Genomic DNA, 22547 nt, shown 5'->3' with positions numbered 1-22547 from the left:
TTTGTAGAATTAAAAACAATAATATATTTGCGGTCAGTTTTGGGGAGATACTCAAGCGGCCAACGAGGGCAGACTGTAAATCTGCTGACTACGTCTTCGCAGGTTCGAATCCTGCTCTCCCCACACAAACTTAAAAAGTCTGCTTCTAGCAGACTTTTTTGTTTTATAATATTTCGAAATTGTTTTCCTGCTTTTAATAAGTATCTCGCAGCCATTCAAAAATGGATTGCATGTTTTGTTTTACTTCCGAAGTAGGTTTGGTGTAATGGTTGTTCATGAAGCTAAAAATAAGCGTTTCACCTTTATTTGTAATTAAGTAACCACTCAACGCATAGTTGTTGCCTACAGTGCCAGATTTGGCATAAATATACGGTTCATTATCTCCAGCATACCATTTTTTTAATGTACCCGATGCCCCACCGGCAGGAAATAGATTAAATAATCGATTTTTTGGAAATGCTTCATATAAATTTGAAAGTACATGCACAAAACTTTTTGGTGTAAACAAATTGTATCGGCTTAAGCCAGACCCATCAACCCATCGCGGTTTTTCTGACAAGGTTTTTAATTGATTTTTCAGAATAAATGTTCGCACCTTACCAGAACTCAAAGTGTCCGATAAAGTAGATGATGCCATAATAAGCATTTGTTCTGCTAAGAAATTATCGCTTTCATGCATCATACGTTTGTATAAACTATCGGATGGTATGCTGTAAACGGTTTTTAATGCTGAAGGAATATTATTAGTAAAACTGACTTTATTTGGTAATAAGTCTGCCCATATTTTTTCCGAAGTCATTCGATTTATAACCATTGGAATTTCAACAGAATCGATAGTATTTTGCTTGTAGAAAAAAGTATTGTCGTTAAAGGCTCTACGTTTGTTGTTACTGGTGATGACTATGTCGTTTTTAAAAACACGAGGCGTGGCTATTAAGCTATCTAGGTTACTTATGGTTACCACATTGCCGTAAGTAGGAAAAGCGCTGCGTTCGGCACTGAAATAAGTGTCGTAATCTTCCCAAGCCCAACCTGGACCAAATTTGTCGTCGGTTAAATTCTGATCAACAATATTAATGTGTTTATAATGCTTTGCCATATTTAAAGCCGTACTGTCTTTAAAGTAAGTATGAAGAAATGCTGGGTTTCCCGTGGCTACTATGGTGAGTGTGTCGTTTTTTACCGCATATTTAAAGGCGGGAATGCTATGGGGCAACAGATTTAAAGCCGTGTAAAGTGTGAAGATTTTGGTGTTACTTGCTGGCGTGAAATATTTACCAGCATGGTGCTGGTATATCGTGTCTTTGGTTTTTGGGTTGTAAACTAAAAAACCTGTAAATTGATTGTTATAAAAACTGGTGTCGAATGTTTTGTTTATCTTCTTTTCAGTTTTAGAAGATTTACAGCCTGAACCCAACATCAACATAACAATAAAAGTGAAGTAAATATTTAATTTCGAACGCATAATTTTCATTTCAAAATAGGTTTATAAAGTACAATGTTTCTCAAATGTAACTAATAAAAATGTATCCCGTTTGGTGTTGCTTCATAAAAAAGAGCTTTGTTGTGAGTGATATTGAGGATTATTAAGGTTTAAGAAAATTTGTTAAAATGCACTTAAACAAATTTTATTCTCATTTAAATTTCCCTACTTTTGGCACCTAATTAAATTAAAATATTGAAATGAAAATAATTAAAATTTTAAGCGTTGTAACGTTGACTGCGTTAATGAGCTCATGTAATAATAACGGTGGAGTTACAAACAAGCCGGTAAAAACAGAACTAGATTCAGTAAGTTATGCTATTGGAATGGACGTTGCTAAAAATGTAAAAAGAAGTTTTACAGAATTCGATAAGGATTTATTTATGCAAGGTTTCTCAAATGTTTCTGATTCTACAAACGTATTGTTTGATGAAGCTAAAGCGCAACAGGTAGTTCAAGCATACTTCCAAAAGAAACAACAGGAAGATATGGCTAAGCAACAAGAAGCAGCGGCTAAAAAGGCTGAAGCTGAATTTGGAGAAGTTAAAATTGCTGGCGAAAAGTTTTTAGAAGAAAACAAATCTAAAGATGGTGTTAAAGTAACTGAAAGTGGATTACAATATATTGTTGAAAAAGAAGGTAATGGTGAAAAGCCAACAACAGCTTCTCAAGTAAAAGTACACTACCACGGAACGTTAACTGATGGAACTATTTTTGATAGCTCTGTAGATAGAGGTGAGCCTGCAACATTTGGTGTAACGCAAGTTATTCCAGGTTGGACAGAAGGTTTACAGTTAATGACTGTTGGTTCTAAATATAAATTCTTTGTACCACAAGAATTAGGTTACGGAGCAACACCAAGAGGTGGAAAAATTAAGCCTTTCGATGTTTTAGTATTCGATGTTGAATTATTAGAAATCGTTAAGTAATTTAAAATTCAATCGTTTTAAGTGTGAGAACAAGAGTTCTAAAAACACTTAAAATGAAATTTAAATATGAAAAAGACTGTCTGAAAAAGGCAGTCTTTTTTGTTTTATTAAATTCAAAAAAATAAAGGTTGTAACTTTGCAACTTAATAAATTGAAAAAGTATGAGCCATAAAGCAGGTTTTGTAAATATTATTGGTAATCCAAACGTTGGGAAATCAACACTAATGAATGCGTTTATTGGTGAAAAACTATCCATTATTACCTCGAAAGCGCAAACCACGCGTCATAGAATTTTAGGTATTGTAAATGGTGAAGATTTTCAGGTGGTATTAAGTGATACGCCAGGTATTATTAAGCCCGCTTACGAACTGCAAGAATCTATGATGGGGTTTGTAAAGTCGGCTTTTGAAGATGCTGATATTCTAATCTACATGGTAGAAATAGGCGAGCAAGCCTTAAAAGATGAAGCGTTTTTTAATAAAATTACAGCATCTAAAATTCCAGTTTTATTATTGTTAAATAAAATTGATATTTCAGATCAAGCACAATTGGAAACACAAGTGCAATTGTGGGCACAAAAAGTGCCAAATGCCGAAATTATTCCTATTTCAGCATTACAAGGTTTTCAGGTGAAAGAAGTATTTCATAGAATTATTGAATTATTACCAGAATCGCCAGCCTTTTATCCAAAAGATCAATTAACCGATAAGCCAGAACGTTTTTTTATAAACGAAACCATTCGCGAAAAAATTCTGTTACATTATAAAAAGGAAATTCCTTATGCTGTAGAAATTGAAACGGAAGAGTTTTTCGAGGAAGAAAAAATTATCCGCATGCGTTCCGTTATTATGGTAGAACGCGAAACCCAAAAAGGGATTATTATTGGCCATAAAGGCGCGGCATTAAAACGCGTAGGCGTAGAGGCTAGAAAAGATTTGGAGAAATTCTTCGGAAAACAAATTCATTTAGAACTCTATGTAAAGGTGAATAAAAACTGGAGAAGCAATCAAAACCAGTTACGCCGTTTTGGATATAATCAGAAATAGAAACTTAAAAGCTAATATTAAGTTTTTATTTAGGTAACGTTTACATAATCTATACAACTGATATTTGCACGAACCAAAAAACGGAATTTGGTTTGTTTGAGTTAGTAAGAGTTAAAAAGCTTTGGTCGTCGCGATTAAAGCTTTTTTTATGCCTCTAAAATACGATGCATAAAGCGATGTAAGGCATTCATTTCTTTTTGGTTAGAAAACTTACTCACGCGGCCGGCAAAGTAAAGCGCAAACCATATTAAGGTTAAAATAACCAAAGCAATAACTTGAATTTGGTAGGGCGACTTTAAACTCCAATTGGTATATGCCCAAATGCCAAAAACAATAAATAAGGCTGCTACCACAAAGTGAAAAAACATAAACATAGTCCAAACGGTTGGGCTCGGTCCAAATAAACCTCGGACAATACAGTTGTTTTCATCCACCTCATTAATCTCTAAATGTAACTGTGGCGACCAAAAATGTTGTTGCGCTTTCGGAAATTTTATAAAAACATGGTCGTCAATACACGACACAATAAACTCCTGCGATTCGGTTTTTCGATCTTCAAAAGCCGTTAAAACAGACGTGTTTGCACGAGGTAGCTCAATTTTAAACCGCGGGCGAAGTACAATTTCATTTAAAGGCGTATTCATAATTAATTCATTAGGAAAGCAAAATACTCTTTTCTAACGAACTAAACACTATCTTTGCAGCCGCTTACAGGATATGTAATGCATAAAAACAAAACTTATGAGTAATATAGTAGCAATAGTAGGAAGACCAAATGTTGGCAAATCAACTTTTTTCAATCGTTTAATACAACGCCGTGAGGCTATTGTAGATGCCGTTAGTGGTGTTACAAGAGATCGTCATTACGGAAAAAGTGATTGGAATGGTAAAGAATTTTCGTTAATCGATACTGGTGGATATGTGCTAGGAAGTGATGATGTTTTTGAAGCAGAAATCGATAAACAAGTAGAATTAGCCATTGGAGAAGCCGATGCCATTATTTTTATGGTAGACGTAGAAGATGGAGTTACTGGGATGGACGAAGATGTTGCCGAGCTTTTACGCCGTGTAAACAAACCTGTTTTTCTAGTAGTAAACAAAGTAGATAACGGGAAACGTGCCAAAGATGCCGTAGAATTTTATTCATTAGGTTTAGGCGATTATTTTACTGTTGCCAGTATTAATGGTAGTGGAACAGGAGAATTATTAGACGCTCTAGTTGAAGCCTTACCAGAAAAGGAAGACGTAGAAGAAGAAACATTACCTCGTTTTGCCGTTGTAGGGCGTCCAAACGCAGGAAAATCTTCATTTATAAACGCCTTAATTGGCGAAGATCGTTACATTGTTACCGATATAGCAGGAACTACTCGCGATTCTATAGATACAAAATACAACCGTTTTGGTTTCGATTTCAATTTAGTCGATACTGCCGGAATTAGACGTAAATCCAAAGTAAAAGAAGATTTAGAATTTTACTCTGTAATGCGTAGTGTACGAGCCATCGAGCATTCCGATGTGTGTTTAATTGTTTTAGATGCCACCAGAGGATTTGACGGACAAGTACAAAATATCTTTTGGTTAGCTCAAAGAAACCGAAAAGGTATCGTTATTCTTGTAAACAAGTGGGATTTAGTAGAAAAAGATCACAAGTCAATGAAAGAGTACGAACGCGTTATCAAACAACAAATGGAGCCATTTACCGATGTGCCCGTGGTGTTTATTTCCGTACTTACCAAACAACGTATATACAAAGCCATTGAAACCGCAGTGGAAGTTTACAAAAACCGATCTAAAAAGATTAAAACAAGTAAGCTAAACGAAATTTTCTTACCAATAATAGAAAGTTACCCACCACCGGCTTACAAAGCAAAATACGTAAAAATTAAATACATCATGCAGTTGCCAACACCGCAACCGCAATTTGCGTTTTTCTGTAATTTACCACAATACGTAAAAGAACCTTACAAACGTTTCCTAGAAAATAAACTGCGCGAACAGTTCGATTTTAAAGGCGTGCCAATAAGTGTGTACATGCGTAAAAAATAAGAAACAATTAAACGTTTTTAAAAATAATAATTTGGGCGTTACCCTAAAAAGGGTCAGGCTTTCGGCAGTCGCTTTTTTGTGTTGCATAAGTGCAACAACACAAAAAGAGCTCCAACAAAGCCTCAATCCTTAACGCAGGCCAATCCGCCAAAATAAAGACTAGAAACTGGTTTTACAACGCCTATAAAGGACGAGTAAAACCAGTTTTTTTTATGCCTTAGATTTTGCAATCTAAAAACAGTAAAGACGTGAAATTATAGATAAAAACACTTAAATGATAGTGTAAAGTACAAAGCACTAATCGCAGTATAAAGTGATATTAATATGAATATAAGATTACACTTATGGGGTTGCTCCTTACTAGGGAAAAATACAACCGATTAAACATCCAAGAGTAAGCCTTGAATTCAGCGATTGCAACTGAAAATTGGTTACTGAAAATGGCTTAGTAAAAAATTACCAACCACCAGAAGCACCACCGCCACCAAAGCCGCCACCACCGAAACCGCCACCAAAGCCACCGCCTCCGCCGAAACCACCACCAGAACTTCCTCCGAAGCCTCCAGAAGAACCACCTCGGTAATTACCGCGTCCTAGATTGCTCAAAATAATAGCTTCGAGAATACCTGTGCCAGATGATCTGCCACCATTATTACCACCGCCACCACGTTTGTTTTTCGAAATGGAAATCATGATAATAATAAAGATGATAATCAGTAAAAAGATAAAACCAGCAGGCGATTCTTCTCCTTGTTTAGATGCTTTTCTAGTCCCTTTATATTCGCCTTTTAAGACTTCAAAAATAGCATCGGCACCACGGTTTAGTCCGCCGTAATAATCGTTTCGCTTAAAATAAGGAATAATGTCAAGGTTAATAATACGGTTAGACATGGCATCTGTAAGTAAATGCTCAACGCCATAACCAGTGTTAATAGCAATGCGTCTATCATCACGGGCTAATAAAATAAGCACACCATTATCTTCTTTAGCTTGACCAATACCCCAAGCTTGTCCCCATTGTGCACCTAAATAATTTATGTTTTCACCTTCAGAAGATGCAATAATAGCCACAACAATTTGTGTTGAGGTCGTATCAGAATATTTTACGAGTTTTTGCTCTAAACTACTTTTTTCCGAAGCGCTTAACAGATTGTAATAATCGTAAACACTGGTTTGGAGATCTGGTTTTTCAGGAATTTCATACTGCGCAAAAGAAAAATTAAAAGATAAAAGCGCCAGCAGTAACGTCAAGATAAAATTGTTTTTCATCTTAAACGGCAACTGAATACTGAATACGGAGTACTGCATATTTTGTTTATTGTCCTTTAGAAATTTCATTAGATAATTCATCGATATCATCATGTTTCCATGGGAAATAAGTTTCTAGCTGTTCGCCTGCTTTCTGAATGCCCTCAACAATACCTTGTTCAAAATTGCCTAATTTAAAGTGCGATTGCATAATATCTTTTGTGCTATCCCAAAAGTTTTTTGGAACCACGTTGTTTATGCCGGTGTCTCCATAAATAACAAAGGTTTTATCGGTTATGGCTACATAGATAAGGACCCCGTTTTGAAGTTTGGTATTGTCCATTTTTAAAAAATGAAACACTTCTAAAGCCCGATGTGTCGCATCGCCATTAGAAGTGTTTTCAATATGAACTCGTATTTCTCCCGAGGTGTTTAATTCGGCTAACCGAATAGCTTCAACAATGTCTTGTTCTTCTGTTTTTGTTAAAAAAGATTCAACTTTGGATGCCATATGTAAACGGTGCTAGGGTGAAATTAAATAGGTTGGTTACTTAGAAATTAAAGTCGACGTCTGGAGCTTTTTCGCTTCCAGCTTCTGCTTTAAAGTAGCTCATAGGTTCGAAGTTAAATAAACCTGCTAACAAAGAATTAGGAAAGGTTTTAATGTGCATGTTGTAAGGTTCTACGGTACCGTTAAAACGATCTCTAGCAACATTAATGCGGTTTTCTGTACCTTCTAACTGACTTTGTAATTCTAAAAAGTTTTGGTTCGCCTTTAACTCTGGGTAACGCTCTACGGTAACTAATAAACTTTTTAAAGCTCCAGATAATCCACCTTGAACTTCATTAAACTTGGCTAACTGCTCTGGTGTTATATTGGTTGGGTCTATGTTAATAGAGGTTGCTTTTGCTCGAGCTTCAATAACTGCTGTTAACGTGCCTTTTTCAAAATCGGCAGCACCTTGTACGGTTTTTACTAAATTCCCGATTAAATCGTTTCTACGTTGGTAGCTACTTTCTACATTGGCCCATGTTTTTGTGGCAGATTCTTTTAAAGTTACCGCCGTATTGTTGAAGCCTTTAGCCCAAGAGTAAGCTCCGATAGCTAGAATAGCGATTATAATTAATGGTAAAAATTTCTTCATGATAATATAATTTGTAATTTGGTTTAAGATCTCAATAAGTAAGACGCATAATTATTAAAAAAGTTACTTCTTTTTCAGAAAAAGTAAATTTAAGCGCCTAAATTCTGTATAATAAAAGTTATAGATGTTCTTTTATTTTAATAAGTTGTGTTTTAATACCTTCTAATTTACTGATGATTTCGAAGTTGTTTAAAGCAACTTTCTTTTCTTCTTTCAAATGGGTTTTGGCACCTTCTAGTGTAAAACCTCGTTCTTTCACTAAATGATAGATGAATTTTAAGTTCTTAATATCTTCGGGCGTAAATTTACGGTTGCCTTTAGCATTTTTTTTAGGCTTTAGCACGTCGAATTCTTTTTCCCAAAAGCGTATTAAAGATGTGTTTACATCAAAAGCTTTGGCTACTTCGCCAATAGCATAATATCGTTTTTCTGGTAAATCTATATGCATTAATCTAGAGATTGGTTTTCTAATGAAGCGTGCTCTAATAGTTCGCTATATTCTTCCGCAGTTAAACTTCCGTAGTAAAAATTCATCGGGTTTATGCGGTCGCCATCTTTAAAAATTTCATAATGTAAATGTGGTGCTTGCGAGCGGCCTGTGCTGCCAACAAACCCAATTAAATCGCCACGTTTTACTTTCTGGTTTTTTCTAACATTATATTTGTACAAATGCGCGTAAAGACTAGTATATCCAAAACCATGATCTATTCTAATATGGTTTCCGTAACCTGTAGATCCAGAGTCTGCACGCACTACAATACCGTCTCCTGTTGCGTAAATAGGTGTGCCTCTAGGTGCTGTGAAATCCATGCCCCAGTGCATTTTTCTAACCTTTGTAAACGGATCCGATCGCATACCGTAACCCGACGCCATACGCGATAAATCTTTATTGTTTACGGGTTGAATGGCCGGAATGGCGGCTAATAGTTTTTCTTTTTCTTTCGCCAGAACAGCTATTTCATCTAAAGATTTTGACTGTACTACAATTTGTTTTTGCAATACATCCAAACGTTTATTGCTCGCAACAATAAGTTTAGAATTATCAAAACCTTCTAAGTTTTTATATCGGTTAATACCACCAAACCCTGCAGTTCGTTGCGCTTCAGGAATCGGGTTTGCTTCAAAATAAACCCGATAAATATTATTATCTCTATCTGCAACATTGGCTAAAACCGCTTCTGCTTCGTTCATTTTTTTATTTAGCAATTCATACTGCAATTGCATGTTGTGTAATTCTCTCGCAAGTGCCCGCTCTTTAGGTGATGCCACATATTGACTGGCTATAAATACAAATAGAAACCCAAATAAAGCAGCGGCCAAAACAAACATAAAAGCGTACTTAAATGTGGTTCGTTTTCTTCGCTCAATCTTCTTGTACGAAAGTGATTCAGAATCGTAATAATATTTTACCTTACTCATTACTATTTTTATACTATTTTTGCGCTGTACAATTTTTGCTTTAGCTCTACAAATTTTAATGCAGAACGAACAAAGCTAGTGATTTATTATCAATAGAATCGGAAAAGCTTAGTTTGTCCTCTTTTAATTTCAAAAGTAAAGATAAAAATTGTTTCGTAATTAATAGAAAATAACTAAAAAGAGAATATTTTATATATGAAGTCTCAAGATATCCGCGCTAAGTTTTTAAGTTTTTTTGAAGATAAAAAGCATAGTATTGTGCCATCGGCTCCCATGGTTTTAAAAGATGATCCAACCCTTATGTTTGTAAACGCTGGGATGGCGCCTTTTAAAGAGTATTTTCTTGGAAACGCCCAACCTAAAAATAATAGAATTACCGATTCGCAAAAATGCTTACGTGTTTCTGGAAAGCATAACGATTTGGAAGAAGTGGGATATGATACCTACCACCACACCTTATTCGAAATGTTGGGTAACTGGAGTTTTGGCGATTACTTTAAAAAAGAAGCTATTGCTTGGGCTTGGGAACTTTTAGTTGATGTTTATGGTATAGATAAAGATATCTTGTACGTGACTGTTTTTGAGGGCAGTGACGATGACGATAACTTAAGTATGGATACGGAAGCTTACGATTTTTGGAAAAAATATATATCGGAAGACCGTATTTTAAAAGGAAATAAAAAAGATAATTTCTGGGAAATGGGCGATCAAGGTCCATGTGGTCCTTGTAGTGAAATACACGTCGATATTCGTTCTGCGGAAGAAAAAGCTAAAGTTTCTGGTAAAGATTTGGTAAACATGGATCATCCACAAGTGGTTGAAATATGGAACTTGGTTTTTATGCAGTACAACAGAAAAGCGAACGGAAGTTTAGAGTCTTTACCAGATAAGCATATTGATACAGGTATGGGGTTTGAGCGTCTTTGTATGGTTTTACAAGGTGTGCAATCTAACTATGATACCGATGTGTTTACACCAATTATTCGCGAGATTGAAACCATTACTAATAAAGAATATAATAAGGACGAAGAGGTCGATGTTGCTATTCGTGTGATTTCCGATCACGTGCGTGCTGTAGCTTTTTCAATTGCAGATGGCCAGTTGCCAAGTAATACTGGTGCAGGTTATGTTATCCGAAGAATTTTACGTCGCGCTGTGCGTTACGGATTTACATTTTTAGATAAAAAAGAACCTTTTATTTATAGATTAGTATCTGTTTTAAGTGATAAAATGGGTGATGCTTTCCCGGAATTAAAAGCTCAAAAACAACTAATTGAAAATGTTATAAAAGAAGAAGAACAATCGTTTTTAAGAACATTAGATCAAGGTTTGGTGTTATTAAATAGAATTGTAGAAACTACAAAAGGTGATACCGTTTCTGGAGAGCGCGCTTTCGAATTGTATGATACTTATGGTTTTCCAATAGATTTAACGGCGCTTATTCTTTCTGAAAAAGGATTGAAGTTAGATGAAAAGGGTTTTAATGAAGAATTACAAAAGCAAAAGAATCGCTCGCGTGCAGCTAGTGAAATGTCTACAGATGATTGGACGATTTTAAGTAACGATTCCGAAGAAGAATTTGTTGGTTATGATGCGCTTGAAGCTCAGGTGAAATTAACAAGATACCGTAAAGTTGTTTCTAAAAAAGATGGCGAAATGTATCAGTTAGTATTTAACTTAACGCCGTTTTACCCAGAAGGCGGAGGGCAAGTTGGAGATAAAGGCTATTTGGAAGACGCCCATGGCGATGTGGTTTATATTTTAGATACTAAAAAAGAAAGTAACGTTATTATTCACTTTGCTAAAAATTTACCAAAGCATATTAACGAAAGCTTTAAAGCGGTAGTAGATGAAAAGCAACGTAATCGTACAGAGAGTAATCATACAGCAACACACTTATTACATCAGGCCTTAAGAGAGATTTTAGGAACTCATGTAGAGCAAAAAGGATCGGCTGTAAACTCTAAGTATTTACGTTTCGATTTCTCGCATTTTTCTAAATTAACAACAGAAGAGTTACAAGATGTAGAAAACTTTGTAAACGCTAGAATAGAAGGTAAATTACCTTTGGTGGAAAAAAGAAATGTACCAAAAGAAGAAGCAATTGCCGATGGAGCTATGAGTTTGTTTGGAGAGAAATATGGCGATACGGTTCGTGCTATTCGTTTTGGACAATCTATTGAGCTTTGTGGTGGAACACACGTTAAGAATACCGGTGATATTTGGCATTTTAAAATAGTTTCAGAAGGTGCCGTTGCAGCTGGAATTAGAAGAATTGAAGCTATCACTAACGATGCTGTAAAAGATTTTTATTCTGAAAACAACAGAACGTTTTTCGAAATGAAAGATTTGCTTAACAATGCTAAAGAGCCTGTAAAAGCACTTCAGAATTTACAAGATGAAAACACCAATCTTAAAAAGCAAATTGAAGGTTTATTAAAAGATAAAGCTAAAAATATAAAAGGTGAATTAAAAAGTGAGTTAGCTGAAATTAATGGCGTTCAGTTTTTAGCCAAAAAATTAGATTTGGATGCTGGCGGATTAAAAGATGTAGCTTTCGATTTAGGATCGCAGTTTGATAATGTATTCTTATTATTTGCAACCGAACAAAACGGAAAAGCATTGTTATCTTGCTACATCTCTAAAGAATTAGTGGCTAGTAAAGGCTTAAATGCTGGGCAAGTAGTTCGCGAACTTGGTAAACATATCCAAGGTGGTGGCGGTGGACAACCATTTTTTGCAACTGCTGGCGGTAAAAATCCAGATGGTATTACAAAAGCGTTAGATGGGGCAAAGGCCTATATTGGATAAAACAGAATTGTTTTAATTCATTGTTAATAATGAAAAAGCGCTAAACCTTAATTAAGGGTTTAGCGCTTTTTTGTATGTAGAAATAGCACGTTCTCGTGCTAATTTATGTTCGACTATAGGTTGCGGATAGGTTAATTCATCGTAATCTTCAACCCAGGTCCTGATGTATTCTGTGTTTTTGTCAAACTTTCTAAGTTGTTCGGCAGGGTTAAAAACTCTAAAATAAGGTGCGGCATCACAACCTGTGCCAGCAGCCCACTGCCAATTTCCATTATTTGCAGAGAGTTCGTAATCTAGCAACTTTTCAGCGAAATAAGCTTCGCCCCAACGCCAATCTATTAAAAGGTGTTTGCATAGAAAACCAGCGGTTACCATGCGTACACGGTTATGCATGTAGCCGGTTTTGTTCAATTGGCGCATACCGGCATCTACCATCGGGTAGCCTGTTTTGCCTTCGCACCAGGCTTTGAATTCCTCTTCGTTATTGCGCCAAGGGATGGCATCGTATTTTTGTTTGAAATTATCGGTAACTACTTTGGGGAAATGAAAGAGGATTTGCATGAAAAATTCGCGCCAAATCAATTCACTTAAAAAAACAGCGTTGGTTTCTAAAGCAATTTCTACCATTTTTCGGGTGCTTACCAAACCGAAACGTAAATGTGGCGATAGGTATGATGTTTTATCTTCTGCAGGAAAATCTCTTACGGTATCGTAATTTTTTAACGCTATTAAATTATAATGTTTTACACGAATTTTACTTCGTATAAAGCCGATATCTTTTATGGTTGGAAAAGGTGTGTTGTGTTTGTGAAATTTCGAAGTATCTATTTTGAAATCAGAAAGATCAACTGTTTTATCAAATGCTTTCAGCCATTTATTTTTGAAAGGCGTAAATACGGTGTAAGGTGTATTGTCGTTTTTCAGAATATCGTTTTCTTCAAAAATAACTTGGTCTTTAAAAGACTTTGTTTCTATCTCTTTAGAATTTAATAACTCTGAAATTTCAAGATCCCTTTTTATAGCGTATGGTTCGTAATCTTTATTGAAAAATACGCGTTCAATATTATATTCTTGGATGAGCGCTTTCCAAACGTTTAAAGTCGATCCTTTTTTTACAATAAGGCTAGATCCAAATTCGGTAAGTTTCTTGTTTATGTTTTCTAAAGTGCTGTGAATAAAAGAAACCCTAGCGTCATTTTTAGGTAATGAGTCTAAAATATCATCATCAAAAATAAAAAGAGGTAATACATTGTTGCTAGATTTTAGGGCGTAATGTAAAGCAGTATTATCTTCTAATCTTAAATCGCGTCGAAACCAAAATAGGGTTGTTTTATTTTTCATTAAAGTAGGTTTCTAAAGTTTTAAAACGGTATTCGAATATTCCTTTTAATTGTTTTTTTATAAAAAGTGTTTGAGCTAAATCTCCTAAAATGCCGAAAGGTATTTTGTATGAAATTTTATCTTTCATTAATGTTTTTCCGTCAGGTTGGCTATAAAACCAATGCTCGTGATGCCACATTTTGTATGGGCCAAAACGTTGCTCGTCTATAAAGAAAGATTCGTTTTTAACTTGTGTTATTTCTGTAACCCAATTTGTGTTTATACCTGGTAGAATACCAACTTTATAAGTTATTATTTGTCCGGCATAAGCCTTTTTGTCAACTTCAGATGTGATTTTAAAACCCATTTCTGAAGGTGTAATTTTTTCTAGATTATTAGGAGAACTAAAAAAAGACCAAGCTTCGTGTAACGGAATATCAATTTCTTGTGTAGCCTCTAAGGTGTAAATTCCGGAATGTTTTTTTATGTTAATCATAATGAAGTTTAGAGTTTAAGACTGGTTATTCCCGCATCTATTGGGAATGTTTGTCCGGAAATTGATTTAGCATCGCTAGATAACAAGTATTTGGTTAGTGCAGCTACTTCATTAGGATCTAAAATTGATTTTAATGGATGGCGTTCGCTCATGGTTTCTCTTTGTTTTTCATTTCGTAATAATCGAGAAGCCAATGGCGTGTCTGTAATAGTTGGGGCAATAATATTGAAACGTATTTTTGTTGCATATTCTGCTGCCAACGATTTTGTTAATCCTTCTAAGGCCGCTTTGCTTGTGGCAATACTAGCGTGAAAAGGCATGCCCATTTGTGTGGCTACACTACTGAATAGAACCACACTTCCATGACCTTCTATTAAAGCTTTTTCGTAATGTTTTATAGTTTTTATAGCGCCTAAAACGTTAATGTTGAAATCGTTTTTAAAGTCGTCTATTTCTAAACGAGATAAAGCTTTTAAGTTAATGCTTCCTGGGCAATACACAAGAGCGTCTATGCTATCTATTTCAGGCAGATCATCTTCTAAAACATCTAAAGTATGTTGCGTAATTGTAGAAGATGTTTCTATCCCTGTACGACTGATGTTTATAATGCTGTATGTGTCTTTTAATGCGTTTATAATGGCTTGGCCAATACCTTTACTGCCACCAATAATAACTAGTTTTTTCATAATTCTTTATTTAGGTCTTTGGTAGGTTAGTTTTTTGCTTTTGGTTGGTGTGGCATATGTGTCTAGGCCATTTATTACAGCTGTTTTAGCTTTCATTAAATCTACAAATCCATCATTTTCTATCAGGCTGTCGTTAATATATAGATCTGTTATTTCGCCTAAAATTAAAATAGTACCATTGGCTTCTATATTTATTTTTTGTAAAAATTTCATCCCCATTTTTATTAACGATTGCTTTACAAATGGTGCATGAAAATTATTTTTGTATTCCTCGTCTAATTTCGTTTTATCAAATTCTGATACGTCTTTAGGGTATTTAGCCGATGTATGATGAGCATCTTCAACAATAGCTTCGTTAATATGATTAATGGTGTAATAACCTGTTTCTATTATATTATCGAAAGTATGGCGCCTTACCGTCGTTGGTCTCAGTACAAAACCTAAAATAGGAGGTGCAGAACCGTAATGTACTACAGAACTAAAAACAGCCACATTGGTTAGTTCTGATTTAGATTTAGTCGCTATTAAATTTGCAGGTTTGTAGCCGGAAATACTATTAATCAAATTTATTTTATAAATATGATCGAGTTGGTCTATATCGTTACGGCTAAAATGCATTTATAGGGTTTTATAATTGTTTATTATAATATGGTTTGGTTGTAAATCGTGCATTAAATTATACAATCCAAAAAATGTTCTATTGATGTAGATGAAATGTTTTGAGCCGCGATTACCATTCATTTTTTTAAGCTCTGTGCTTTGCGCATATTTGGTGCTTAATTCTGCTATTTTGTTGAAAAATGTTGGATTTGAAAAATCGAAAACCTCTTGCTGTAAAGGTGTTGTAAAAAGGGATAACATTTCGTGGAATAGGGCTTTAAAAAACACAATCTCTTCCTGAGAATCGGTTGGTTTTAAAATTTCTAATTCATATAATTTCGCTTCAAAAAAAGCAGGGTTTTCAATGTTTTCTTTTTTAGCTAATTCAAAATAAGGCGTGTAAAAAGTTAGCGGCACTTCTTTCATGCAACCAAAATCTATAGCGATTAACGCATTATCTGGCGATACTAAAAAGTTGCCAGGATGTGGGTCTGCATGTACCTTTTTTAAGGTGTGCATTTGGAACATGTAAAAATCCCATAAGGCTTGTCCTAATTTATTGGAAACCGCAGGATCATTATTCTGTTTTGTGAATTCTGAAATATGAAGTCCATCCATCCAATCCATTGTTAAGATTTTACTAGATGAAAATTCTTCGTAGTATTTCGGGAATTTTAAATTCGGAATATGTTTGCAAGCTTCAGCAATTTCAATACTTTGTTGAAGTTCGAGCGTGTAATTTGTTTCTTCTATAAGTTTGTTCTCGATTTCCTTAAAATAATCATCGGTACCTTCACCTTTAATATTGAACATACGCAGGGCGATAGGTTTTACAAGGGCTAAATCTGATGAAATACTATCTGCGACACCAGGATATTGAATTTTAACGGCAAGTTTTTTGTCTCCTTTTGTAGCCTTGTGTACTTGACCAATACTGGCTGCATTTACAGATTCTGCTGTAAACGTATCAAAAACTTCCGAAGGTGTTTTTTTGAAATATTTTTTAAACGTTTTAGCAACAAGTGGTGCAGATAAAGGTGGAACGGAAAATTGCGACAACGAAAATTTTTCTACATAAGCATTGGGTAAAATATTTTTCTCCATGCTAAGCATTTGCGCCACTTTTAATGCGGAACCTTTCAGGTTTTTTAAACCATCATATATATCGGTAGCATTGGCTTCATTTAAATTATCTTTAGCTTCAGCCTCTGTTTTTACCATTTTTTCACCATAATATTTGGCATAATTTACGCCAACCTTAAGTCCGGTGCTTACTAATTTAGTGGCACGTTGTATTTTTGATGTCGGTATTTTATCTATTGTTTTCATGTGGTCATTGTTTTTTCTTTCCAAAGAAACTTCGCAAAATCTAAAACGCTTTCTAGTGGTTTTATTTCTTTTAAATCGAAACTAACTTGCACCGATTTTTCTATGAAAATATCTGTTTTTTCAAAATTTGGAGATGTGTCTTCCAGCCAAAACTGTATGGTGAATAATAGTTGAGCCCAAGCGGTTTCGTTAGTACCTTTTTTATTTAGAGAATTAAGTGTTTTATTTTTTAAATCTACGTTGTTGGTGTAAATCTCACTTTCAATGTATTTTAGAAAGGTTGTTCTAAGTTTAGAGAGCAGCTTTAAGGCTTCTAACTTGTTTTTGTTTTGTGCTAGCTTTAAATAAACATAAGATCTGTTCGCATTTAGCATTTCAAAAAAGGTAAAATAAAAGCTTAACAATTTATCTTTTGGTGCGTAATGCGCGTAATCTTCGTTTTCTATTAATAAAGCGATGGTGTTTTCGCAAAACAGTGAAAATATGTGTTTTTCTAAAACATCAAAATTGCTAAAATATTTATAGAAGTCGTTTTCTTCAAAATTATTAGCATGTGCAAATGCATACACTGTTTTAGGTATGTTGTCGTCTATCAATAAGGTAGACATGTATAAATCTATTATTTTGTCGGCGGTAATATTTTTTTTTCTAGCCATGTGTTTTTGTTTTAATTGTTAAAGACGATATAGGCGTTTAAGCTGGTCGCTATCGTTATCCATATTAAATATGGCGCTATAAATAATGTGTAATACTTTAAAGTTTTAATGTAGTTGAATGTGAAATAACCTATGAGTAACCATAAGGCTGTAATATTTATTAAGCCTAAAATGGCCAAGTGTTGGTTGAAAAACAAGAAATTCCATAATACATTTAAAACCCATTGTAAAGCATAAAGCTTAATTAGTGGATGATGTGTAAAAGGAAATCGATAAGTTAATGCGGTCATGTAAACAGAAAAGGCAACCATAATGCATGTCCATGCCGCACCAAACACCCAATTGTCTGGTGTCCAAGGTGCTTTGTTTAGCGATGTGTACCAAGCTGATTGTGGCCCGTCTGACATAATTAAAACGCCAATACCTAAGGCTAAGATGTTGAAACATAAAAACAAAACAAAGCGAATAATTTTATTGTTTTCCATATGATTTTGTTTTTAAAGCGTTAAAAATAAGTTGTATTGAAAATAGTAAGTTGAAAGCGTAAAAAGCATCTTCGACAGGGATAGTGAAAATCCTAAAACCAATGATTTCTTGAGGGTTGTACCAAACTACTGGGATGTCTATAAAACTGCCCGTAAGAATGCCGTTTACCAATAAAAATGGAGCTAAAATAACTAAAAAGCTTAAGAAGTAGCGTTGTAAAACATGCAGTTGGAAGCGTAGCCCGTATGATAGTAATAGTAAGAAAAATATGAAATTTAATGTGGTGTACCATTTGCCGAAATTGAATATTAAAAGTATAAAGACTAACAATATTAAAAGTACGCCGCTAACAATAGTTGCGGTTTTCGACAGTTTAAAGTCTTTTAAAAAGTAGCTTAGTACTTCGTGAGTAAATAAGCAAGCGTAAGGAATGCAAAAGAAAAAGAGCCATTCTTCAATAGGCATACCTAAAAGTTTATATGGTAAATGATAGGTGTCGTTAAAACCCCAAATACCGAACTTGGTAAATAGTGCGTCCCAAATGATAAAAGGTATAGCAACAATGATAATGCTTAAAAATGCATTTTTAGCATGTTGTATAAAGTGAAATTTTTTTTCAAAAACACTGTACAATAGCGGAATGCTTAAGCTGCCCAAGGTTAGTATGAGATATAGGTATGGCATTATTGTCTTTTTTTAAAATATTTTAAAGGCACAAAAAGCATCCCGAAGCATTCGCCGTCAGGTTTGTCTAAATGTTTATGGTGAATTTTATGAGCTTTCCGTAAGCCTCTTAAGTACCAGTTATTGGTGTTTTTAAACCAATTAAACCGTCTATGGATAAGTACATCGTGTATTAAAAAATAAGCGATACCATAACAAAGAATACCCAAGCCGATAAAAAATAAATAGTTGAGTTCAGGCCTTATTCCGAAGTAAAATAGTAAAATACTAGGCGTAGCAAAAATGATAAAAAAAGCATCGTTTTTCTCAAAAACGTGGGGATATCCTGGTTGATGATGATCGGCATGTAAAAACCATCCAAAACCGTGCATAATGAATTTGTGGGTACACCAAGTAATACCTTCCATAATCACGAAGGTAATAGCTGTAATTATAAAGTAAATTAAAATGGTCATAATGATGTGTTTTCTAATATATACGAATCTAAATAATCTGTATGGTCTGGTTTGTTTAATAAATTTTGTAAAAATGCTTTGTCTGTTTCAATATGAGCGTGGTAATTTAAAAGTTTAGGTAATTGCTCTTGTATTACCAATCTTACATAGCGTAAATCAATATTTTCTGGATTTTCACTAATTAAAGCTTCCAGTTTACTTTTTCCTGTATTGAAAATACTAAGTTTCGCCCAAGGGAATATTTTGTATTCGGCTTGTTTCATTTGTAATGAAATTACATAGGCTTGCTCGCTTACATCTTTACTGTTTTTATACCTTTCTATAAATTGTAACTCTTGATTTTTATCCGTAATATCATGATACGCTTCAATATAATTTGGAGTAGTATTTTGAAAGAGTAATATGAAATATAGGTAAAGCATTACATAATGTTTAATTTGTATTTAATGTAGCTACGCGCCAAAAGGTTTATTTTCATTGGGTTTGAAACCCTAATTCGAGTATTTGTAATTTTTGAAGATGGTGTGTTTTTTAACTTCTTCAGTAGTTTCTTGTAATAGCGATAAGCCATATAAACACCAAGTTTTGCTTCAACAGGCAGGTTTAATATGCCATTTTTAAAAGCGAAATCGAAATCGGCTTCAATATCTGCTATAATGATGTTTTTAGAATCGGTGTCTAGAGCTCTTAAATTAATGTTTGGAAAGTATGAACGGTTTAAAATGTCCATGTCGTCCTTTAAATCTCTTAAAAAGTTCACCTTCTGAAAAGCAGAACCCAAGCGCATCGCGGCGTCTTTAAGTGTGTTGTATTGATCGTTGTTTCCGTTAACAAAAACTTTTAAGCACATTAAGCCAACCACATCTGCAGAACCATAAATATAGGCTTTGTAGTCTTCCTCGGTGGTGTATTCTGTTTTGTGTAAATCGGCGCGCATACTTTTTAAAAAAGATTGCACTAAATGATCTGGAATCTGGTATTGATTTACCGTATGAATAAAAGCATTTAAAATAGGGTTTAGGCTAATACCTTTTTCTTTAGATAGGTAATAGTCTTGTTCAAACCGGTTTAATAAATCTTCTTTATCATAGTCATGAAAAGAATCTACTATTTCATCAGCAAAACGGACAAAGCCATAAATATTATAAATGGCTGCTCGTATTTTAGGTGATAACATTTTAGCCGCTAACGAAAATGATGTGCTGTATTTTTGAGTAACGAGCTTACTGCACGAGTAAGAAACCTCATCAAATAGTTGTTTCATGGCTATCGTGTTTTAAAATTAAATTCGACGCAATTTTTCCGGAGATTAATGCTGGAGGGACTCCCGGGCCAGGAACAGTTAACTGTCCTGTAAAATACAAATTTTTTATCTTACTACTTTTAATTTTTGGTCTTAAAAATGCGGTTTGTGTTAAAGTATTTGCTAATCCATAGGCATTGCCCTTGTAGGAGTTGTAATCGGCTTTAAAATCTTTAACACAATAACTTTCTTTGAAGAGGATATCGCTTACCACATTTTGGTTGGTGAGCTTTTCTAATCTTTTTATGATGATGTTAAAATATTTCTCCCGTAATTCTGGGGTGTCTTCAAGATCTGGCGCTAACGGAATTAAAAATGTAGCCGCCTCTTTAAGGTCAGGTGCAAAAGTGTCATCTGTTACCGATGGGAAACTAGCGTAAAATAACGGGTCTTTCGGCCAACTTGGGGTGTCGTAAATACTTTCGGCATGAGTGTCAAAATCCGTATCGAAGAATAAAGTGTGATGACAAATATTATCTAGTTTTTTATTGAAACCAACATAAAACAAAAGAGATGATGGAGCAAATACTTTTTTGTCCCAATATTTTTCGGAATATTGACGATACTGTTTTGGTAATAAGGTTTCGGTATGATGGTAATCGGCACCGCTTAATACCATTTCCGAAGGTGTAAAAACACCGTTTATATAAAGGCCTTTCACCTGTTTGTTATCATCTATTTCAATGCTGTCAACATTGGCGTTGGTTTTAAAATAAACGCCTAAGCTTTTTGCTAAGCTCACCATAGCGTCAATCACTTGATGCATTCCGCCTTTTGGGTGCCAAGTCCCTAGTCCAAAATCAGCATAATTCATGAAATTATAAAACGCCGGTGTAGTGCTTGGCTTAGCGCCTAGGAATAATACCGGAAATTCTAAAATTTCAATAAGTTTAGGGCTTTTTATATTTTTTCTAACTTGTGTTCTAATGCTTGAAAAGAACTGTGTTATTTTGCTTATTGTTGTTGGTGTAACAAGTTCTAGTGGTGATACACCTGGTTTGTACACTAAATCGTTTATAGACACGTCGTAGTTAAACTTAGCCGATTTTAAAAAAGTTGCTAAATGCTTAGAGCTTCCTTTTTCTTCTTTTTCGAACAAGGCGTAAATTTCTTTGAGTGTTCCAGGAATTGTTATTGCTGTACCGTCTTCAAAAAAAACTTTATATGCGGGATCTAGTTTTTCTAATTGATAAAAATCTGATGGTTTTTTACCGAAATCAGCAAAGAATTTTTCGAATACATCGGGCATCCAATACCACGTTGGCCCCATGTCGAATGTGAAACCGTCCTTTTTAAATTGGCGAGCGCGGCCCCCAATTTGAGCGTTTTTTTCTAGAGTTTCAACGCTGTAACCGGCTTGTGCAAGATAGCATGATGCTGATAGTGCAGAGAAGCCAGAACCGATAATGTGAATTTGTTTTTTCATTTTGTTTAACAAATATAGTAAATTATTAAACAAAACTGATTTAATTATAAATCTTTTAATAACTCGACTATGGTTGGGTATAGTTTTATATTCGATTTAAACGAGATGCCTTCTAACTGATTTAACCGCTGTCCCGATGCTAATAAGCTGTGGTTCTTTTGTGTTAAATATACGTCTAAATCCTTAAAGTATTTTGTAATAATATCTGATGACGGACTTACAGTTGTTGAAGTTATAAAGCAAATTTCCTCATCGCTTTTAAAAAACGAGATTAAATTGTCTAAGGGGAGGCTTCTGCCCAGGTAAATGGTTTTTCCTCCTCGTAACAAGAGTTCGTAGTTGAGGTATAGTAAGCCAATTTCGTGAATTTCATTTTCGGGTAGAAATAAAACATAGGTGGTTTCTGAAACTAAAGTAGAAGATTCTATTTTCTCCGATTGAATCAGTAGTTTTTGAGTGATTAAATTAGATGTAAAATGTTCGTTTGCAGGAAGTAATGTGTCTGTTTGCCATTGCATTCCAATAAAATTTAATAACGGAATAAAGTTGGTTTTAAATATCTCGCTAAAGGGTGTAGTTTGTAAAAGTTTGTTATAAGTCGCGTTAAATAATTTACTGTCAAATTGCACTGTTGCTAGTTTGAAAGCGTTTAAAGCGGCATCGTTAATAGCGTTTTTACTGGCGAGTTCCCGAGCCGTGTTTCTAATGGTTTTGGTATCCATTTCTGCTATTTTTGAAATCTTATAACCATGGGTTTTAAGCAGAACAATATTGAGTAATTTCTTTAAGTTTGCGGCAGAATATAGTCTAATGTTGCTGTCGGTTCGTTGTGGAGAGAGTAAACTATAGCGTTTTTCCCAAATACGAATGGTGTGCGCCTTAATTCCTGAAATGTTTTCAAGATCTTTTATAGTAAAGTTGCGCTTAATTTCGTTCAATGTTTTTTATTTTTTGTTAAACAAATATACGTTTTTTTATG

Annotated in this window: 24 protein-coding genes and 1 tRNA gene; 5 read left to right on the top strand and 20 right to left on the bottom strand. The window is 34.6% G+C overall.

Annotated elements, in window-relative coordinates:
• Window positions 1-41 precede the first annotated feature (41 nt).
• A tRNA-Tyr gene (locus tag QWY92_RS11910) sits at window positions 42-123 on the top strand.
• A gap of 70 nt (window positions 124-193) precedes the next feature.
• Here the strand turns inward: QWY92_RS11910 and QWY92_RS11905 are convergent.
• A complete protein-coding gene (locus tag QWY92_RS11905) occupies window positions 194-1465 on the bottom strand; it encodes a D-alanyl-D-alanine carboxypeptidase (RefSeq protein WP_290271511.1) in 1272 nt (423 codons plus the stop codon).
• Window positions 1466-1683: 218 nt separating this feature from the next.
• Here QWY92_RS11905 and QWY92_RS11900 point away from each other — a divergent pair, with 218 nt between their 5' ends.
• Window positions 1684-2412 (top strand): BamJ family beta-barrel-assembly machinery protein, encoded by a 729-nt coding sequence (locus QWY92_RS11900; protein ID WP_290271508.1) that lies wholly within the window; start codon window positions 1684-1686, stop codon window positions 2410-2412.
• Window positions 2413-2573: 161 nt separating this feature from the next.
• Window positions 2574-3458: a GTPase Era gene (gene era / locus QWY92_RS11895; protein ID WP_290271506.1), complete on the top strand. Its 885-nt coding sequence runs from the start codon at window positions 2574-2576 to the stop codon at window positions 3456-3458.
• Between the two features lie 146 nt (window positions 3459-3604).
• Here era and QWY92_RS11890 read toward each other — a convergent pair whose 3' ends face one another.
• Window positions 3605-4102 carry a GTP-binding protein gene (locus QWY92_RS11890; RefSeq protein ID WP_290271504.1) on the bottom strand — a complete coding sequence of 166 codons (498 nt, stop codon included), beginning with the start codon at window positions 4100-4102 and terminating at the stop codon, window positions 3605-3607.
• A 97-nt stretch (window positions 4103-4199) separates the two neighbouring features.
• On the opposite strand from QWY92_RS11890, the gene der reads away from it, so the two are divergent.
• Entirely contained in the window at window positions 4200-5504 is a 1305-nt protein-coding gene (gene der, locus QWY92_RS11885; protein WP_290271502.1) for a ribosome biogenesis GTPase Der, read from the top strand.
• Window positions 5505-5960: 456 nt separating this feature from the next.
• Here the strand turns inward: der and QWY92_RS11880 are convergent, their stop codons facing one another.
• The 5 genes from QWY92_RS11880 to QWY92_RS11860 form a co-directional block, all read right to left on the bottom strand.
• Entirely contained in the window at window positions 5961-6812 is an 852-nt protein-coding gene (locus QWY92_RS11880) for a TPM domain-containing protein (RefSeq protein ID WP_377878711.1), read from the bottom strand.
• Between the two features lie 7 nt (window positions 6813-6819).
• Window positions 6820-7263, bottom strand: a complete 444-nt coding sequence (locus QWY92_RS11875) for a TPM domain-containing protein (protein ID WP_290271500.1) — start codon at window positions 7261-7263, stop codon at window positions 6820-6822.
• Between the two features lie 40 nt (window positions 7264-7303).
• A complete protein-coding gene (locus tag QWY92_RS11870; RefSeq protein WP_290271499.1) occupies window positions 7304-7897 on the bottom strand; it encodes a LemA family protein in 594 nt (197 codons plus the stop codon).
• A 118-nt stretch (window positions 7898-8015) separates the two neighbouring features.
• Window positions 8016-8345 (bottom strand): MerR family transcriptional regulator, encoded by a 330-nt coding sequence (locus QWY92_RS11865; protein ID WP_290271497.1) that lies wholly within the window; start codon window positions 8343-8345, stop codon window positions 8016-8018.
• Window positions 8345-9316: a M23 family metallopeptidase gene (locus QWY92_RS11860; protein WP_290271495.1), complete on the bottom strand. Its 972-nt coding sequence runs from the start codon at window positions 9314-9316 to the stop codon at window positions 8345-8347. Before QWY92_RS11860 ends, QWY92_RS11865 begins: the two co-directional genes overlap by 1 nt.
• Window positions 9317-9511: 195 nt before the next feature.
• Between QWY92_RS11860 and alaS the strand changes: the two genes are divergently transcribed.
• On the top strand, window positions 9512-12127 hold the full coding sequence (gene alaS, locus QWY92_RS11855) for an alanine--tRNA ligase (RefSeq protein WP_290271493.1): 2616 nt from the start codon (window positions 9512-9514) through the stop codon (window positions 12125-12127).
• 51 nt (window positions 12128-12178) lie between these two features.
• Here alaS and QWY92_RS11850 read toward each other — a convergent pair whose 3' ends face one another.
• The 13 genes from QWY92_RS11850 to QWY92_RS11790 are packed head-to-tail and all read right to left on the bottom strand — an operon-like array spanning window position 12179 to window position 22506.
• Window positions 12179-13468 (bottom strand): cryptochrome/photolyase family protein, encoded by a 1290-nt coding sequence (locus tag QWY92_RS11850; RefSeq protein WP_290271491.1) that lies wholly within the window; start codon window positions 13466-13468, stop codon window positions 12179-12181.
• Window positions 13458-13943 carry an SRPBCC family protein gene (locus QWY92_RS11845; protein ID WP_290271490.1) on the bottom strand — a complete coding sequence of 162 codons (486 nt, stop codon included), beginning with the start codon at window positions 13941-13943 and terminating at the stop codon, window positions 13458-13460. Before QWY92_RS11845 ends, QWY92_RS11850 begins: the two co-directional genes overlap by 11 nt.
• Window positions 13944-13951: 8 nt before the next feature.
• Entirely contained in the window at window positions 13952-14629 is a 678-nt protein-coding gene (locus QWY92_RS11840; protein WP_290271488.1) for an SDR family NAD(P)-dependent oxidoreductase, read from the bottom strand.
• Window positions 14630-14635: 6 nt separating this feature from the next.
• On the bottom strand, window positions 14636-15247 hold the full coding sequence (locus QWY92_RS11835; protein ID WP_290271487.1) for a flavin reductase family protein: 612 nt from the start codon (window positions 15245-15247) through the stop codon (window positions 14636-14638).
• Window positions 15248-16558, bottom strand: coding sequence for an ABC1 kinase family protein (locus QWY92_RS11830; protein WP_290271485.1), 1311 nt, complete (start codon window positions 16556-16558; stop codon window positions 15248-15250).
• The gene (locus QWY92_RS11825) at window positions 16555-17214 is read right to left on the bottom strand and encodes a TetR family transcriptional regulator C-terminal domain-containing protein (protein WP_290271483.1); all 660 of its coding nucleotides are present in this window, start codon (window positions 17212-17214) and stop codon (window positions 16555-16557) included. Before QWY92_RS11825 ends, QWY92_RS11830 begins: the two co-directional genes overlap by 4 nt.
• Before the next feature lie 11 nt (window positions 17215-17225).
• Window positions 17226-17699: a TspO/MBR family protein gene (locus QWY92_RS11820; RefSeq protein ID WP_290271482.1), complete on the bottom strand. Its 474-nt coding sequence runs from the start codon at window positions 17697-17699 to the stop codon at window positions 17226-17228.
• Entirely contained in the window at window positions 17686-18384 is a 699-nt protein-coding gene (locus tag QWY92_RS11815; RefSeq protein ID WP_290271481.1) for a lycopene cyclase domain-containing protein, read from the bottom strand. The genes QWY92_RS11820 and QWY92_RS11815 overlap by 14 nt, the downstream gene beginning before the upstream one ends.
• Window positions 18384-18839 carry a sterol desaturase family protein gene (locus QWY92_RS11810; protein ID WP_290271479.1) on the bottom strand — a complete coding sequence of 152 codons (456 nt, stop codon included), beginning with the start codon at window positions 18837-18839 and terminating at the stop codon, window positions 18384-18386. The genes QWY92_RS11815 and QWY92_RS11810 overlap by 1 nt, the downstream gene beginning before the upstream one ends.
• Window positions 18836-19261: a hypothetical protein gene (locus QWY92_RS11805; RefSeq protein WP_290271477.1), complete on the bottom strand. Its 426-nt coding sequence runs from the start codon at window positions 19259-19261 to the stop codon at window positions 18836-18838. The genes QWY92_RS11810 and QWY92_RS11805 overlap by 4 nt, the downstream gene beginning before the upstream one ends.
• On the bottom strand, window positions 19261-20103 hold the full coding sequence (locus QWY92_RS11800) for a phytoene/squalene synthase family protein (protein ID WP_290271475.1): 843 nt from the start codon (window positions 20101-20103) through the stop codon (window positions 19261-19263). The genes QWY92_RS11805 and QWY92_RS11800 overlap by 1 nt, the downstream gene beginning before the upstream one ends.
• Window positions 20087-21568 carry a bifunctional phytoene desaturase/3,4-desaturase gene (locus QWY92_RS11795; protein ID WP_290271473.1) on the bottom strand — a complete coding sequence of 494 codons (1482 nt, stop codon included), beginning with the start codon at window positions 21566-21568 and terminating at the stop codon, window positions 20087-20089. Before QWY92_RS11795 ends, QWY92_RS11800 begins: the two co-directional genes overlap by 17 nt.
• A gap of 44 nt (window positions 21569-21612) precedes the next feature.
• Window positions 21613-22506, bottom strand: coding sequence for a MerR family transcriptional regulator (locus tag QWY92_RS11790; RefSeq protein ID WP_290271471.1), 894 nt, complete (start codon window positions 22504-22506; stop codon window positions 21613-21615).
• Window positions 22507-22547: the final 41 nt, after the last annotated feature.

This window comes from Algibacter miyuki (genome assembly GCF_030409805.1).
GTDB classification, from domain to species: Bacteria; Bacteroidota; Bacteroidia; order Flavobacteriales; family Flavobacteriaceae; genus Algibacter; species Algibacter miyuki.
Note: the sequence above shows the minus strand (reverse complement) of the source record. Positions and strands in the feature narration are given on the sequence as shown.

What these genes read in the sequence shown, in the direction of transcription:
- QWY92_RS11900 (WP_290271508.1), top strand. Translation starts at nt 1,684, where the DNA reads ATGAAAATAATTAAAATTTTAAGCGTTGTAACGTTGACTGCGTTAATG.
- QWY92_RS11825 (WP_290271483.1), bottom strand. Translation starts at nt 17,214, where the DNA reads ATGGCTAGAAAAAAAAATATTACCGCCGACAAAATAATAGATTTATAC.
- QWY92_RS11865 (WP_290271497.1), bottom strand. Translation starts at nt 8,345, where the DNA reads ATGCATATAGATTTACCAGAAAAACGATATTATGCTATTGGCGAAGTA.
- QWY92_RS11860 (WP_290271495.1), bottom strand. Translation starts at nt 9,316, where the DNA reads ATGAGTAAGGTAAAATATTATTACGATTCTGAATCACTTTCGTACAAG.
- QWY92_RS11875 (WP_290271500.1), bottom strand. Translation starts at nt 7,263, where the DNA reads ATGGCATCCAAAGTTGAATCTTTTTTAACAAAAACAGAAGAACAAGAC.
- QWY92_RS11880 (WP_377878711.1), bottom strand. Translation starts at nt 6,812, where the DNA reads ATGCAGTACTCCGTATTCAGTATTCAGTTGCCGTTTAAGATGAAAAAC.
- QWY92_RS11795 (WP_290271473.1), bottom strand. Translation starts at nt 21,568, where the DNA reads ATGAAAAAACAAATTCACATTATCGGTTCTGGCTTCTCTGCACTATCA.
- QWY92_RS11815 (WP_290271481.1), bottom strand. Translation starts at nt 18,384, where the DNA reads ATGCCATACCTATATCTCATACTAACCTTGGGCAGCTTAAGCATTCCG.
- QWY92_RS11870 (WP_290271499.1), bottom strand. Translation starts at nt 7,897, where the DNA reads ATGAAGAAATTTTTACCATTAATTATAATCGCTATTCTAGCTATCGGA.
- QWY92_RS11890 (WP_290271504.1), bottom strand. Translation starts at nt 4,102, where the DNA reads ATGAATACGCCTTTAAATGAAATTGTACTTCGCCCGCGGTTTAAAATT.
- QWY92_RS11850 (WP_290271491.1), bottom strand. Translation starts at nt 13,468, where the DNA reads ATGAAAAATAAAACAACCCTATTTTGGTTTCGACGCGATTTAAGATTA.
- QWY92_RS11905 (WP_290271511.1), bottom strand. Translation starts at nt 1,465, where the DNA reads ATGCGTTCGAAATTAAATATTTACTTCACTTTTATTGTTATGTTGATG.
- QWY92_RS11845 (WP_290271490.1), bottom strand. Translation starts at nt 13,943, where the DNA reads ATGATTAACATAAAAAAACATTCCGGAATTTACACCTTAGAGGCTACA.
- QWY92_RS11835 (WP_290271487.1), bottom strand. Translation starts at nt 15,247, where the DNA reads ATGCATTTTAGCCGTAACGATATAGACCAACTCGATCATATTTATAAA.
- QWY92_RS11820 (WP_290271482.1), bottom strand. Translation starts at nt 17,699, where the DNA reads ATGGAAAACAATAAAATTATTCGCTTTGTTTTGTTTTTATGTTTCAAC.
- QWY92_RS11805 (WP_290271477.1), bottom strand. Translation starts at nt 19,261, where the DNA reads ATGCTTTACCTATATTTCATATTACTCTTTCAAAATACTACTCCAAAT.
- alaS (WP_290271493.1), top strand. Translation starts at nt 9,512, where the DNA reads ATGAAGTCTCAAGATATCCGCGCTAAGTTTTTAAGTTTTTTTGAAGAT.
- QWY92_RS11830 (WP_290271485.1), bottom strand. Translation starts at nt 16,558, where the DNA reads ATGAAAACAATAGATAAAATACCGACATCAAAAATACAACGTGCCACT.
- QWY92_RS11840 (WP_290271488.1), bottom strand. Translation starts at nt 14,629, where the DNA reads ATGAAAAAACTAGTTATTATTGGTGGCAGTAAAGGTATTGGCCAAGCC.
- QWY92_RS11810 (WP_290271479.1), bottom strand. Translation starts at nt 18,839, where the DNA reads ATGACCATTTTAATTTACTTTATAATTACAGCTATTACCTTCGTGATT.
- QWY92_RS11800 (WP_290271475.1), bottom strand. Translation starts at nt 20,103, where the DNA reads ATGAAACAACTATTTGATGAGGTTTCTTACTCGTGCAGTAAGCTCGTT.
- der (WP_290271502.1), top strand. Translation starts at nt 4,200, where the DNA reads ATGAGTAATATAGTAGCAATAGTAGGAAGACCAAATGTTGGCAAATCA.
- era (WP_290271506.1), top strand. Translation starts at nt 2,574, where the DNA reads ATGAGCCATAAAGCAGGTTTTGTAAATATTATTGGTAATCCAAACGTT.